Genomic DNA, 14,959 nt, shown 5'->3' with positions numbered 1-14,959 from the left:
TCATGACCCTTTCTCACTCCGTCGCGGTCATCACCAGCGACGAACAAGCGCTTATTGTCGCCAGCGATCTTGCTGAAGACTTGCGCCGCGACAGCGCCCAGCGCGACCGCGAACGCCGCCTGCCATTGCCTGAACTGGACGTGTTTTCCCGCTCTGGCCTGTGGGGCATCAGCGTGCCCAAGGCCTACGGCGGCGCGGGCGTGTCCAACGTCACCCTGGCCAAGGTCATCGCATTGATCGCCCAGGCCGATGGCTCGTTGGGCCAGATTCCGCAAAACCATTTCTATGCCCTCGAAGTACTGCGCGTGAACGGCAGCCCCGAACAGCAGCAACGCCTGTACGCCGAGGTGTTGGCCGGCCAACGCTTTGGCAACGCCTTGGCGGAGCTGGGCACCAAGACCGCCCACGACCGCATTACCAGCCTCACCCGCGACGGCGACGGTTTTCGCATCAACGGGCGCAAGTTCTACGCCACCGGCGCGATCTACGCCCAGCGCGTCCCCACTTCGGTGGTGGATGCAAATGGCGTGCAGCAACTGGCCTTCGTACCGCGTGACAGCGAGGGACTGACGGTGATCGACGACTGGAGCGGCTTCGGCCAGCGCACTACCGGCAGCGGCTCGGTAGTGTTCGACAACGTGTGGGTCGCGGCGCAAGACGTGGTGCCGTTCCAGAGCGCTTTCGAACGCCCGACCACCGTCGGCCCGCTGGCGCAGATCCTCCACGCAGCCATCGACACCGGCATCGCCCGTGCGGCCTTTGAGGACGCCTTGCATTTTGTGCGCACCAAGACCCGCCCATGGATCGACGCCGGCAACGACAAGGCCACCGAAGACCCGCTGACACTCAAGAGCTTCGGCCACCTGAGCAGCCGGCTGCACGCCGCCGAAGCCTTGCTGGAACGCTCGGGTGAATGCCTCGACCGCGCCCAGGCCGACAGCAATGCCCAGACCGTCGCCGCAGCCTCCATCGCCGTTGCCGAAATACGCGCCCTGAGTACCGAAATCTCCCTGGCGGCCGGCAGCACCCTGTTCGAACTGGCTGGCAGCCAGGCGACCCTGGCCGAACACGGCCTGGACCGCCACTGGCGCAACGCCCGGGTGCACACCCTGCACGACCCGGTGCGTTGGAAATACCATGCGGTCGGCAACTACTACCTCAACGATGAAAACCCGCCGCTGCGGGGGACCATCTGATGAGCAAAAAGAAAATCCTGCTCAATGCCTTCAACATGAACTGCATCGGGCACATCAATCACGGTTTGTGGGCTCATCCACGGGACAACTCGACCGAGTACAAGACCCTCGAATACTGGACTGAACTGGCGAAGATCCTTGAACGCGGGTTGTTCGACGGTTTGTTCATCGCTGATATCGTCGGCGTGTATGACGTCTATCAGGACTCCATTGACGTGCCCCTCAAGGAGTCGATCCAGCTACCGGTCAACGACCCGCTGCTGCTGGTGTCGGCCATGGCCGCCGTCACCCAGCACCTTGGCTTCGGCCTCACCGCCAACCTCACCTACGAACCGCCGTACCTGTTCGCCCGGCGCATGTCGACGCTGGATCACCTGAGCCGTGGCCGGGTGGGTTGGAACATTGTCACCGGCTACCTCGACAGCGCCGCCAAGGCCATGGGCCTTACCGAACAGGTCGAGCATGACCGGCGCTACGACCAGGCCGATGAATACCTGCAGGTGTTGTACAAGCTCTGGGAAGGCAGCTGGGAAGACGACGCGGTGCGCAACGATCGCCAAGCGCGGGTGTATGCGCAACCGGGCAAGGTGCACAAGGTAGAGCACCACGGCGAGTTCTATCAGGTGGAGGGTTACCACCTGTGCGAGCCCTCGCCGCAGCGCACGCCGGTGCTGTTCCAGGCCGGCAGTTCCGAGCGCGGCTTGCTGTTCGCCGGGCGGCATGCCGAGTGCGTGTTTATCAGCGGGCAGAACAAGGCCGCGACCAAACGCCAGGTGGACAAGGTGCGCGCCAGCGCAGTGGAGGCTGGGCGCAACCCGGACGACATCAAGGTGTTCATGGGCCTGAACGTCATTGTGGGCGCCACTGAAGCGTTGGCCTGGAACAAGCACGCCGAGTACCTCAGCTACGCCAGCGCGGAAGCCGGCGTGGCGCACTTCTCGGCCTCGACCGGGATTGATTTTGCCCAGTACGCGTTGGACGAACCGATCCAGTACGTCAAAAGCAACGCGATCCAGTCGGCCACCCAGAACCTGCAGAACAACGACTGGACCCGGCGCAAATTGCTTGAACAGCACGCCTTGGGCGGGCGCTATATCACCCTGGTGGGCTCGCCTGATCAGGTGGCCGATGAGCTGGAATCCTGGATCAGCGAAACCGGGCTGGATGGTTTCAACCTGACGCGCATTGTGACGCCGGAGAGCTATGTGGATTTCATTGAGCTGGTGATACCGGAGCTACAACGACGGGGCTCGTACAAGACGGAATATGCGCAGGGAACGCTGCGGGAAAAAGTCTTCCACGACACGGCTCGCTTACCCAAACAACACACCGGCTCTACCTACCGCCACATTGTTTGATCGTTCCCACGCTCCGCGTGGGAATGCCTCTTGGACGCTCTGCGTTCGCTTGTGGGACGCGGAGCGTCCCTGGCTTCATTACCGCGCGGAGCGTGGGAACGATCTCGCTACCTAAGACCTTATGACTGGAAAACCACTATGAAAAAGACATTCCTAAACCACCCAGTCAAAGCACTGGCCCTGGCCTTCGGCTTATTCAGCTCGGCGGTATTTGCCGCCGACGCCCCGCTGAAAATCGGCACCACCGCTGCCTTCGCCATTCCGCTGGAAGCCGCCGTAGAAGAGGCCGGCAAGCAGGGCCTGAAGGTCGAACTGGTGGAGTTCACCGACTGGATCGCGCCCAACGTCAGCCTCGCCGCCGGCGATATCGACGTGAACTACTTCCAGCACATCCCCTTCCTGGAGAACGCCAAGGCCGCCGCCGGGTTTGACCTGGTGCCGTATGCGCCAGGCATCATCAATAACGTCGGGCTGTATTCGAAAAAGTACAAAAACTTCAACGAGCTGCCCGCAGGCGCCAGCGTGGCGATTGCCAACGACCCGATCAACAGCGGTCGCGGCCTGCAACTGCTGGCCAAGGCCGGGCTGATCACCCTCAAGCCGGGCGTGGGCTACAAGGCCACCGAAGAAGACATCGTCGCCAACCCGAAAAACATCAAGATCCTGCAAGTGGAAGCGGTGCAACTGGTGCGCGCCTATGACGACGCCGATCTGGTGCAGGGCTACCCGGCGTACATCCGCCTGTCCAAGACCTTCGATGCCGAGTCGGCACTGTTGTTCGACGGCCTCGATCATCCGGAATACGTGATTCAGTTCGTCATCCAGCCCAAGAGCAAAACCGACCCACGGGTGATCAAGTTCGTCGATATCTACCAGCACTCGCCGGTGGTGCGTGCGGCCTTGGACAAGTCCCTCGGCAAGCTCTATCAGGTTGGCTGGGAAGCTAAACCATGAGTGCCGCCAACGCCCGATTGCACGATCTGGCCCCTGCGCCCAGCCACGCCGAACAGACTGAACTGCACCCGGACTTGAACCACGCCCATGTGCGGTTCATCAACCTGGGCAAAACCTATGACGGCACGGTGCACGCGCTGCAAGGCATTGACCTGGCGATCCAGCGTGGCGAAGTGTTCGGCATCATCGGCCGCAGCGGCGCCGGCAAGTCGTCGCTGATCCGCACTATCAATCGCCTGGAACAACCCAGCAGCGGACGGGTGCTGATCGACCAGGTGGACATCGGCAGCTTCGATGAAGACCACCTGGTGGCGCTGCGGCGACGCATCGGCATGATCTTCCAGCACTTCAACCTGATGTCGGCCAAGACCGTGTGGCAGAACGTCGAGTTGCCGCTCAAGGTCGCCGGTGTGCCCCAGGCACAACGCGCGCGAAAGGTGCATGAACTGCTGGAGCTGGTAGGCCTGCAGGACAAACACAAGGCGTACCCGGCGCAGCTGTCCGGCGGGCAAAAGCAGCGCGTCGGCATCGCCCGCGCGCTGGTGCACGACCCCGAGATTCTGCTGTGCGACGAAGCCACCTCGGCCCTCGACCCGGAAACCACCCAGTCGATCCTCGGCCTGCTGCGCGAGATCAACCAGCGCCTGGGCCTGACCATCGTGCTGATCACCCATGAGATGGCGGTGATCCGCGACATCTGCGACCGCGTGGTGGTGCTGGAGCACGGGCGTATCGTCGAGCAAGGCCCGGTGTGGCAGGTGTTTGGCGATCCGCAACATGAGGTCAGCAAGACCCTGCTCGCACCGCTGCAACACGGCTTGCCGCCAGAGTTGCAAAGCCGCCTGCAACCCACGCCAGCCTCGGCCGACGCCGCACTGGTACTGCGCCTGCAGTTCACCGGCAGCGACACCCTGGAGCCAGACCTCGCGGCACTGTTCAGTGCCCTCGGCGGCCGTGTGCGTTTACTACAAGGGGGCGTGGAACGCATCCAGGGGCATGCCTTGGGGCAACTGCTGCTGGCGGTGAATGGATCGCCGCACAACGCCGAAGAACTGCGCAAACGCGCGGCCAACTGGGCACAACAGGTGGAGGTGCTGGGCTATGTGGTTTGATCGTTTAGTGCAGGGCGCCATCGACACCTTGTTGATGGTGGGGGTGTCGTCGCTGATCGCGCTGCTGGTGGGCATTCCGCTGGCAGTCTTCCTGGTCACCAGCGACAAGGGCGGCATCTACCAGGCACCGGCCCTTAACCGCGTGCTGGGAGCGTTCGTGAATCTGTTCCGCTCCATTCCGTTCCTGATCCTGATGGTGGCGCTCATCCCGTTCACGCGCCTGATCGTCGGCACCACCTATGGCGTCTGGGCGGCAGTGGTACCGCTGACCATCGCCGCCACGCCGTTCTTTGCACGCATCGCTGAAGTGAGCCTGCGCGAGGTCGACCACGGCCTGATCGAAGCCGCGCAGGCCATGGGTTGCCGCCGCTGGCACATCATCTGGCATGTGCTGTTGCCAGAGGCGTTGCCCGGCATCGTCGGCGGCTTCACCATCACCCTGGTGACCATGATCAACTCATCGGCCATGGCCGGAGCAATAGGCGCCGGTGGCCTGGGCGATATTGCCTACCGCTATGGCTACCAGCGCTTCGATACGCAGATCATGCTCACGGTGATTGTGCTGCTGGTGGTGCTGGTGGCGGTGATCCAACTGAGTGGGGACCGGTTGGCGCGGGTGTTGAACAAGCGCTGACGTCACGGGCACTCATCCAGTTGGGCAACACTGGCACGGGGCACGAAGGTGATGGTTTTTTCCTTGGCCTGCCAGGGCCGCACGATATAGCTGCCATCCGAGTCGGCCATCACTCGCAGTTTTACGCTGCGCTTGGGGTTGTCGGCGTCTACCAGTGCGCCGGGGACCTTGGCCTCTGCCGCCCAGGTCATCAACGTACAAACGCGCCCTCCCGAGGCGGAGCCTTGCAGCGGCAGGCCACCCAACTTGGCCCCGCTCGCCGGGATCAGCCCGAGTAAAACGATGAGCGCAAAGGCCACCAATGAGGCGAACGCCACCGGGTTTTTCTGGACGCGCATGCGCACCACCAAGCAGGCGGCGCTCCCCTGGATCAGGAACAGCACGGCCATTTCGGCGGCCATGAACGGCGCAAAGAACACGGCGCTGTCGGAGTACTCGCTGAAGGCGCGGGAGACCGGCACCGTCACCATCAGAATGACCACCATTTGAACGACCCCGGCGCCAGCACTGGCCAGCCAGAACTCGCCGGACAACTCACGCAGGGCAACATCGGCGGGGCGCGCACGAATGATGATGCCGACATAGGCCACTACCGCCGCCATGATCGCCACGATCCAACTGAGCGTCAGCAACAGCCCACTTTCGGCGTTCACGGACAGGTATACGGCGGACATCCAGAACACAAACATCACCAACAGGCTGGCCGCCCAATGTCCCAGTAACCTCCTGTGCTGGGCCGTCTCTTGCGGCGACTGCGGGCTGGGATTGAGTTGATCACTCAGGCGCACACCGGTGCCGTTCAGGCGCGTGAACAAGATGAACGTGGGCACCAGGATCGATGCACCCATCATGCCGATCACAAATACCAACATGGCGAACATAGCCGGCAAGGCAGTGAACGCCGACGCCGACAGGATACTCAGCGGCACCTTTTCCACCTGGATGTACTGGTACAGGTACAGGCCCGCCACCGAGAGAACCCCCACCGTCAGCGGCCAGGCACGCTCATTGAGCCACAACAGGCCATTGCTCAATCTTGTGGCGTATTGGTCGACCTTGTTCGCTGCGGTGTCGCTGCCAACGGGTGAACGTTTTTCCTCTTCCATGGATGTGTAGCCCTCTGCAAATGAGGGCCGAATCTTACCCACAATTTCCCGTGGCGGTCTGTCGGATGCGCGCACTGCGACCGCCGTGAAGTGCCCTACAGCGGATACACGGTTTTCAACTGATGAATGGGCCGGGGTATAGTCCCCCTACCTCAGCCGCAGCCGTGCGCCATGCCATGAAACTTGCTCCCGACGACCTCAACCAGATCACCTCCACCACCCTGGGCCACTACAACAAGGTGGCCGAAGACTTCCGTGAAGGCACCCGCGATCACGATGTGAGCCAGAACATCGACGCGCTGCTGCGGCATATCCAGGGCACGCCGCCATTCACTGTGCTGGATTTCGGCTGTGGGCCAGGGCGGGATTTGCAGACGTTTACGCGCATGGGGCATATCGCCGTTGGCCTGGATGGCTCCGAGCGTTTTGCGCAGATGGCCCGCGAAGACAGTGGCTGTGAGGTGTTGCAGCAGGACTTTCTCAAGCTGGACCTGCCCGCCGAACGCTTCGATGGGGTGTTTGCCAATGCGGTGCTGTTTCATATTCCCAAGCAGGAGTTGCCCCGAGTGCTCAAAGAGCTGCACGGCGCGTTGAAGCCTGGGGGCGTGCTGTTCAGCTCCAACCCTCGGGGTGAGAACCAAGAGGGCTGGAATGGGCCGCGGTATGGCTCTTATCACGACCTGCAGGCGTGGCAGGCCTTGCTGACCGCGGCAGGGTTTGAAGAGTTGGAGCATTACTACCGGCCGGCCGGGTTGCCGCGGGAACAGCAGCCTTGGTTGGCGAGTGTGTGGCGTAAACTTTAGTGCTGCATCGCCTGTACCTGCCTCATCGCAGGCAAGCCAGCTCCCACCTTTGGAATGCATTCCCCTGTGGGAGCGGGCTTGCCCGCGATGGCGCCGTAACGGGCAGCGTTATTTCACCTGATACACCACCGGCTCCTCCCCCTCCACAAGCACCGTCACACTGCGCCCGGCATACCCCTGTTTTTCCACCGCCGAGAAATTCGCCACCAGCCGCGTCCCATCGGCGAAGGTGGTTTGCTGCAGCTGTTTGTCCACCGTCAGCCAACGGAAACCAGTCATTTCCTGGATCGCCAAGCGCTGGTGCAACGGCCGGAAGAAGCGGTCCTGGCGCTGAATAATCGGCAGCCGCGCCTTGAGCGTCGCAGCATTGAGGTGGTACAGCGGCGGCACGTTGTAGAGCAGTTGGGTCAGTTCATTGTCGCCCTGCACATTGCTCAGTTTGAGGCTGTCGAACAGCCAATGATGGGTGGTGATCACCGAGCCGTGGAACACCGCCTGATACAACGGCAGGCGCATCGTCGGTTCGAAATACAGCGTGCGAAACGGCTCCTTCAACGGCACCGATTTGAAGAACACCGCCGGTTGCTCCGTGGGGTACCAGTTGCCTACGAAGTACGGCGACTGCGGGTCATGGGTCATCTCGCGGTCACCCCAGCCGATCACCGGGGTCTGCATGCCGTGGGCAAACAGGATGCCCTGGGCGGTGATCGCGTTGCCGTCTTCGGAGCCTGTGACCAGCTTCGGCACGGTGTTGATCCAGCGGGAGGCGTCGATATTGCCTTCGGCGTTTTGTGCCTGGGTCATGCTGGCGTTGCTGCGATAGCTGTCGAACAGCATGCTGGTGGCGTAAGCATCGAGAAACCAGGCATTGAAGCCAGCCTTGGCGTGGACCGCCTTCACCCGCGCCTCCAGCAGCGGCCGGACACACCGCGGGTCGGTGTAATGGCCGGACTTCTGGAAACCGGTTTTCAGCTTGCCGTCTTTCAACACGATCGCGCAGTCGCGATAGGCCTTGGCGCCCAAGTGGGCAGTGGTCCAATCGGGGTTTTCGGTGGCGGACAGGGCCGTTTCATAGGAGTCGTAAGGCGCCATCAGAAAACCGGCTTCCACCCCCGCGCGAATCGCTTCGGGATGCCAGAGGCCACCCTCCCAACCTTCGCCCAAGGTCAGCAACAGACGCTGCAGCCCGGCGTCGCGCAGGGTTTGAATCGTGCTACTGCCCCAGGTTTGCGGGCTGTCACTCAAGGCCCCCGCAAAGTCCACGGCCAGTTCACTGCGCAGCTCACCATAGCGGGCGGCAAGGCGGGTCATGTCGGGCTCTTCCACCTGCCAGGCCTGCCGGGCCTTGGTGTTGATCGCCGCGTTGAGACCGCGCAGCAGCACGGTTTGCTCATAGCGATTCAAGGGAGTGGACTGCGCCAGCAGCTGTGCGCTCTCTTTGTCCATCAGCGTCTTGAGTTCATGGCTGCGCAGCCGTTTGATCAATGTTGGCCAATCACGCACATCGCCCAGAGCCAGCAGGCCGTTGTCCCAGAGGTACACATGGCTGGCGCCCAGCAGCTTCTGGGCTTCGGGTGTTTGCCGCAGCTTGTCCGCCAACGGTTCATAGCGGCCCTGCTCCACCAGCCACTGGCGGTAGCGCTTGGCGCCAGCCAATGGGTCGGCATCGCCCAGGTACAGCCGCAGCGTCATCGGCGCATCAGGCGCCAGCGAGGTGAATTCATGGGCCGCGGAGAGGGCCAGGCCGTTGCCGTCGGCTTGCCATTGCAGGCGGTTGTTGTAGGGGTTGGTCAACAGCCAGTTCAACGTGAAGCCACCGTGATCCACGCCCCACAGCGGCAGGCTCAGGTCCTGGGTGGTATTGAACTCACCCCGCTCCAGCAGAAACGTCTTCCAGATGGCATTGCCGGCAGGCACGTAATGCCCCTCGGCCAAGGGCCAGATCAACCCTCGCCCCATGGCCTCGGCAGGCTGGCGCAGCAGGGCCAGCTCACCGGGCGCGCGGGCCTTGATGGTCAGGACTAAATCGCGCTGCTCCATGCGGACGCTCAGGCGATAGGCGCCGTTGTCCCATTGCCAAGTGGCTTGGTCAGGCGTGTTTTGCAATTGGCTGACGGCATGCGCGGCCACACCGCTGGATGCCTGCACCGAAGCCTGGCCTGCGGGTGTCACGCGCAGCGCCAGGGTGGCGGGGTCGAGTTCGACGCGCCAAAAGGCGTTTTCCAGTACGGTGGCGGCGAAGGCAGGCGGTGCAAGGAGCAACGCGCAAAACAGCAAGGTGAAACGCAGGCACTGCATGAGGACCGACCTGGGTTTGGAATGAGGACCAGAGGGTACAACATGCAAGGGTCAGCCAGGACGACGTCGGGATTTTTCAGAAGCTTCACACAGCCTCAGTCAGTTAAGGCTCTTTTGTAGGAGCGAGCTTGCTCGCGAAAAACTCACAGGCGCCGCGTTTACTCAGGAAGCACGCGTTATCGTTGACGTTTTTCGCGAGCAAGCTCGCTCCTACAGAATTAATCCTGTTGTGGCTGATGTTCCTGTTTCGGCTCGCGGATCTTGTACCAGGCCACATACAGCGCCGGCAGAAACAGCAACGTCAGCAACGTCGCAATGATGATCCCGCCAATCATCGCGTAGGCCATCGGCCCCCAGAACACCTCTCGTGCAATCGGTATCATGCCCAGGCTCGCCGCCGCAGCCGTCAGCAGAATCGGTCGACGCCGGTGTTCGGTGGCTTCCACCACCGCATCCCACGGCGTGTAGCCGGCCTCTTCGTACTCGTGGATCTGTGTGACCAGAATCACCGAGTTGCGGATGATGATGCCGATCAGCGCCAGGATCCCCAGGATCGCCACAAAGCCCATGGGCGTTCCCGTGGGGATCAACGCCAGCACCACGCCGATCAGCCCCAGTGGCGCGACGCTGGCTACCAGGAACATCTTCTGCACGCTGTGCAACTGGATCATCAGGAAGGTGGCCATCAGGAACAGCATCAACGGCACTACCTTGGCGATAGGTCCCTGAGCCTTGCCACTTTCTTCCACAGTGCCACCGGTGGCGACTTTATAGCCCACCGGCAAGCCTTCGCTGAATTTCTCGATGGTCGGCGCCAATTGCTTGACCAGGTCGGTCGGCTGCATCTCATCGCGCACCGCGGCCTTGATGGTAATCGTCGGCTTGCGGTCACGACGCCAGACCAGCGGCTGCTCCAGCTCGTAACGCACGGTGGCGAACGCCAGCAGTGGAATCGAGGTGCCGTTGGGCGTGACGATCTGCAGGTTCTGCAAGGTTTCCGGCGTACCGCGCTCGGCATCCTCGGCGCGGCCGACCACGTTGATCAGGTAGATATCGTCGTGCACCTGGGTCACCGCCGCGCCGCTGACCACGCTGTTCATCAACTGCGCCACGTCTTCCGACGAAAGCCCCAGTTGCCGCGCCTTGTCCTGGGCGATGTCGACGCGCAGCACTTTGCCCGGCTCGTTCCAGTCGTAGATGATCTCGCCCAGGTGGGTGTTCTGATCCAGCAAGGTCGCCAGTTCAATGGCGTGTTTGCGCACCTGGTCGATGTCTTTGCCGGACACGCGGTACTGGATCGGCCGCCCTACCGGCGGGCCCATTTCCAGCGGCTGAACGTAGCTGCCGATACCGACAAAATCATCGCGCAAGCGTTGTTGCAGGCGGGCGATCAGGGCGCCACGCTCTTCCAGGCCCTTGCTCACAATCACCAGTTGCGCGTAGTAGGGGTTTTCCAACTGCTGGTCCAGCGGCAGGTAGAAACGGATCGCGCCCTGGCCGATGTAGGTGCTCCAACGGGCGATATCGGGGTCGTCCTTGATGATCGCTTCGAGGCGGTCTACCGCCTTGCGCGTCTCGTTGATCGAGGCGTTTTGCGGCAGGTTCAGGTCGACGAGAATTTCCGGACGGTCCGACGACGGGAAGAACTGGTTCTGCACAAATTGCATCGAAAACACCGAGGCCACGAACAGCGCCACGGTGATACCAATCGCCCACCAACGGTTGCGCATGGCCCACAGCATGCCGCCATTGAAGGCACGGCCAATGCGCCCCGGCTCGGCGTTGTGCGGTTTCACATTGGCGCTGAGGATATGCACGCCGATCACCGGCGCAAACAGCACCGCCACCACCCACGACACCAGCATCGCCACGGCAATCACCGCGAACAAGGTAAAGGTGTACTCGCCCGCCGAACTGGCGTTGAGGCCAATCGGCACGAAGCCGGCCACGGTCACCAGCGTGCCGGTGAGCATCGGGAAGGCCGTGGAGGTATAGGCGTATGTCGCCGCCTGTTCCTTGGTTTCGCCTTTTTCCAGGCGCGTGATCATCATCTCCACGGTGATCATCGCGTCATCCACCAGCAGGCCGAGGGCGATGATCAATGCGCCCAGCGACACGCGCTGCATGGTGATGCCGCTGTATTCCATGAACACGAACACCAGCGCCAGCACCAACGGAATCGAGCACGCCACCACCAACCCGGCGCGCATGCCGAGGCTGATAAAGCTCACCACCAGCACGATGATCACCGCCTCGAACAACGCGCTGGTAAACCCGCCGACGGCTTCTTCCACCACTTCGGCCTGGTCGGACACCTTGTGCACGCCGACGCCCACCGGCAGGTCGGCGGTCAGCTCGTCCATGCGCCCGTGCAGGGCCTTGCCGAACGACTGGATATTGCCGCCCTTCTGCATGGCGATGGCCAAGCCAATCGCCGGTTTGCCGTTGAAGCGGAACATCGGCCGCGCCGGGTCCACATAGCCACGGCTGATGTCGGCAATATCCGCCAGCCGGTAGAAACGGTCATTGAGGCGCAGGTTGACGTTGGCCAGGTCTTTCTCCGAGGCGAACTGCCCGGAGGTGCGCACCGAAATCCGCTCCGGCCCAGCCTCGATTACCCCGGCCGGCGTTACCGCATTCTGCGATTGCAGGCTTTGCACGACCTGGCGCTGATCAATCCCCAGTGCCGCGAGTTTGCGCGTGGAGAAATTCAGGTAGATCACTTCGTCCTGCTGGCCGATCATTTCGACCTTGCCCAGCCCCGGTACCGAACGGATTTCGGCGCGCACCTGCTCCACGTAATCACGCAGCTGACGCATCGACAGGCCATCGCCGGTAAAGGCGTACACCGAGCCGAACACGTCACCGAATTCATCGTTGAACGACGGCCCCTGCAAACCCTGGGGGAAGGTGCCGCGGATATCATCGATCTTCTTGCGAACCTGGTACCAGATCTCCGGGATGGCCTTGGCGCTGGTGGTGTCCTTGAGGAACACGAACACCGTGGACTCGCCCGGCCGGGTGTAGCTTTTCACGTAGTCGAGGGAGTCGAGTTCCTCGAGTTTTTTCTCGATGCGGTCGGTGACCTGCTTGAGGGTTTCTTCCTGGGTCGCGCCCGGCCAGCGGGTCTGGATCACCATGGTCTTGATGGTGAACGACGGGTCTTCTTCACGGCCCAGGTTCATGTACGAGAACACGCCCATCAGCAGCGCGACGAACATCAGGTACCAGACGAAGGACTGATGCTTGAGGGCCCAGTCGGATAAGTTGAAGCTCCCTTTCATCGCGGGCTGTCCTCGTCGATTTTGACTTTTTGCCCAGGTTTCAGGCTGTTCACGCCGGCGGTGACAATGCGCTCGCCGGGTTTGACGCTGCCATTGAGCAAGGCGCTGTGAGCATCACGGCTGATAACCGTGACCTCGCGGGGTTGCACGGTCTGGCTCTGGGTGTCGAGCAGCCAGATACGGGTCTTGCCGTCGACTTCCTGCAAGGCGCTCAGGGGCAGTTCGATACGCGGGGCGATGGCGGTGCTCAAAGTCACGCTGATTGCCGTGCCCAGGCGGAACGCCGGCGGGGTTTCGGCCAGGCTCAGGCGTGCGCGACGGGTGCGCGTGGCGCTTTGGGCCTGAGGCTCGATCTCACGCACCACGGCAGTGGTGTGCACGCTGGGGTCCAGTTGGCCAGCGACCAGGAACACCACATCGGCAGGCAAGCGTTCAGCCAGGCCGGCGGGCAGGTCGATCACCGCTTCCTTGATGTCCGGACGGGCCAGGGTCACTACCTGCTGGCCGGCGCTGACCACCTGGCCGGCTTCGGCATTCCAGGCGGTGACGATGCCGGCATGGTCGGTACGCAGTTCGGCGTAGTTGAGCTGATCCTTGGCCTGGTTGACCGAAGCACGGGCCTGGTCGAGGGTCGCCTGGGTGGTTTTCAGGTCGGTCTGGGCCACATCCAGTTGGGCCTGGGCGCCGACGCCACGGTTGAACAGCTCCTGTTGCCGCCGAGCGTTGGCCTGGGCGTTGATGAACTGCGCCTGTACGCGCGCCAGGTCGCCCTGGGCAGCGCGCAATTGGTTCTGCTGGTCGGTGGGGTCAAGCACGGCGAGCAGGGCGCCCTTCTCCACTTCGGCGCCGACATCCACAGCGCGACGGGCGATGCGGCCCGGCACACGGAAACCCAGGTTGCTTTCATAGCGGGCCTGGATGGTGCCGGCGAAACGGCCCAGGTTTTCCTGGTCTTCAGCCTTCACTTCCATGGACAGCACCGGGCGTATGGGTTCGGGCGGCGCCTCTTCCTTGGAGCAGGCCATCAGCAACAGGCTGGCGGCGACAATGAGCGTCAATTGCTTCATGGCTGCGCTCCGGGTTGGGCGATCTCGACGACCATGCCGGGGTGCAGCAATTGCCCACCGGCTATCACGACTTTTTCACCGCCTTTGAGGCCCTCGCCGATGATCACTTTGCCGGTGAGGTAGCGCGCCACGGTGACCTTGTGCAACTGCGCCTTGCCTTCGCCGTCCACCAGCCACACGGCTGGCTCGTTGAGGTCTTTGGTCAGCGCTGACCAAGGCAGCTCGATGCTCGCCTTGGCCGGGCCATTGGCGGTGGCGCTGACCACCGACCCCAGTTCCATGCCCTTGGGCAGGCTTTGCAGGGCGATCTTCACTTGCACGGTGCCGGTATTGGCGGCGACGGCGGGCGTGACTTCGCGGACTTTGCCCACGGCCTTGATGCTCGGGTTGTCCAGCAGGCTCACCGTAATCGGCGCGTCGGGCGGCGGCTCCACCAGCAAGGACTCATACACGTTGAACACGGCGTCACGTTCGCCATCGCGGGCGAGGCTGAAGATCGGCACGGTGGCCTGTACCACTTGGCCGACTTCGGCCTGGCGCGCCGTGATGATCCCCGGGGCATCGGCGATCAACGCGGTGTAGCCCAATTGTTCGCGGGCATTGGCCAACTGCGCCTGGGCAGCGGCCAGGGCACTTTGGCTGCTGCGCAGCGCGGCCTGGGCGGCGTCATATTCGCTGCGGCTGGTATAGCCTTTGGGCAAGAGTTTTTCCTGGCGCACAAAGGCGGCGGCGGTCTGCTTGACCCGCGCCTGTTCGGCCACGACCTGGGCCTGGGCCGAATCGACGTTGGTTTGCAGGTCCTTGGGGTCGAGCTTGGCCAGGACTTGCCTGGCTGTGACGCGGTCGCCCACGTCGACCATGCGCTGGATGATCTTGCCGCCCACGCGAAAGGACAGATCGGTTTGCACCCGCGCCTGGATATCACCGGTCAGCGTCACCGCCGCGGCAAAATCCGCCGACTGCACGGTTTGCACGAACACCCGCGAATGCTGCTTGGGCTCGGCTTTGTCCTGGCCACAGCCGCTGAGCAGCGCCAGGAGGCCAAGGCTGAAAATAAATGTCGAGGTGCGACCGCCCATGCAGGCTCCTTTTGCGTGATGCCGACGTTCAAGTGTGTATGCGACTGTGAGCTTAGATCAGGGTTCCT

The 14,959-nt window shown here is 62.6% G+C and carries 11 protein-coding genes; 6 read left to right on the top strand and 5 right to left on the bottom strand.

The genetic code is table 11. The features are described from left to right. The first annotated feature begins 2 nt into the window (after positions 1–2). The 5 genes from AC1RAC_RS21270 (at position 3) to AC1RAC_RS21250 (ending at position 5,254) form a co-directional block, all read left to right on the top strand. Positions 3–1,196, top strand: a complete 1,194-nt coding sequence (locus AC1RAC_RS21270; protein WP_492616963.1) for an SfnB family sulfur acquisition oxidoreductase — start codon at positions 3–5, stop codon at positions 1,194–1,196. Further along, positions 1,196–2,554 (top strand): LLM class flavin-dependent oxidoreductase, encoded by a 1,359-nt coding sequence (locus AC1RAC_RS21265; RefSeq protein WP_492616962.1) that lies wholly within the window; start codon positions 1,196–1,198, stop codon positions 2,552–2,554. Before AC1RAC_RS21270 ends, AC1RAC_RS21265 begins: the two co-directional genes overlap by 1 nt. Before the next feature lie 138 nt (positions 2,555–2,692). Beyond that, positions 2,693–3,508, top strand: coding sequence for a MetQ/NlpA family ABC transporter substrate-binding protein (locus AC1RAC_RS21260; protein ID WP_054896665.1), 816 nt, complete (start codon positions 2,693–2,695; stop codon positions 3,506–3,508). After that, positions 3,505–4,620 carry a methionine ABC transporter ATP-binding protein gene (locus AC1RAC_RS21255; protein ID WP_492616961.1) on the top strand — a complete coding sequence of 372 codons (1,116 nt, stop codon included), beginning with the start codon at positions 3,505–3,507 and terminating at the stop codon, positions 4,618–4,620. Before AC1RAC_RS21260 ends, AC1RAC_RS21255 begins: the two co-directional genes overlap by 4 nt. Further along, positions 4,610–5,254, top strand: coding sequence for a methionine ABC transporter permease (locus AC1RAC_RS21250; RefSeq protein WP_003187635.1), 645 nt, complete (start codon positions 4,610–4,612; stop codon positions 5,252–5,254). The genes AC1RAC_RS21255 and AC1RAC_RS21250 overlap by 11 nt, the downstream gene beginning before the upstream one ends. A gap of 2 nt (positions 5,255–5,256) precedes the next feature. Here AC1RAC_RS21250 and AC1RAC_RS21245 read toward each other — a convergent pair whose 3' ends face one another. Then, on the bottom strand, positions 5,257–6,360 hold the full coding sequence (locus AC1RAC_RS21245; RefSeq protein ID WP_492616960.1) for a hypothetical protein: 1,104 nt from the start codon (positions 6,358–6,360) through the stop codon (positions 5,257–5,259). A gap of 176 nt (positions 6,361–6,536) precedes the next feature. On the opposite strand from AC1RAC_RS21245, the gene AC1RAC_RS21240 reads away from it, so the two are divergent. Further along, complete coding sequence (locus AC1RAC_RS21240; protein ID WP_060772801.1) at positions 6,537–7,163, top strand: class I SAM-dependent methyltransferase; 627 nt, start codon at positions 6,537–6,539, stop codon at positions 7,161–7,163. Positions 7,164–7,271: 108 nt separating this feature from the next. Here AC1RAC_RS21240 and AC1RAC_RS21235 read toward each other — a convergent pair whose 3' ends face one another. From AC1RAC_RS21235 to AC1RAC_RS21220, 4 genes are all read right to left on the bottom strand, one after another. After that, positions 7,272–9,461, bottom strand: a complete 2,190-nt coding sequence (locus tag AC1RAC_RS21235) for a glycoside hydrolase (protein ID WP_492616959.1) — start codon at positions 9,459–9,461, stop codon at positions 7,272–7,274. A 218-nt stretch (positions 9,462–9,679) separates the two neighbouring features. Beyond that, on the bottom strand, positions 9,680–12,745 hold the full coding sequence (locus AC1RAC_RS21230) for an efflux RND transporter permease subunit (protein ID WP_032894148.1): 3,066 nt from the start codon (positions 12,743–12,745) through the stop codon (positions 9,680–9,682). Next, positions 12,742–13,812, bottom strand: a complete 1,071-nt coding sequence (locus tag AC1RAC_RS21225) for an efflux RND transporter periplasmic adaptor subunit (protein WP_096143912.1) — start codon at positions 13,810–13,812, stop codon at positions 12,742–12,744. The genes AC1RAC_RS21230 and AC1RAC_RS21225 overlap by 4 nt, the downstream gene beginning before the upstream one ends. Then, positions 13,809–14,891, bottom strand: a complete 1,083-nt coding sequence (locus AC1RAC_RS21220; protein WP_020302227.1) for an efflux RND transporter periplasmic adaptor subunit — start codon at positions 14,889–14,891, stop codon at positions 13,809–13,811. The genes AC1RAC_RS21225 and AC1RAC_RS21220 overlap by 4 nt, the downstream gene beginning before the upstream one ends. Positions 14,892–14,959: the final 68 nt, after the last annotated feature.

This window comes from Pseudomonas sp. GW823-FHT02F05 (assembly GCF_058797315.1).
Note: the sequence above shows the minus strand (reverse complement) of the source record. Positions and strands in the feature narration are given on the sequence as shown.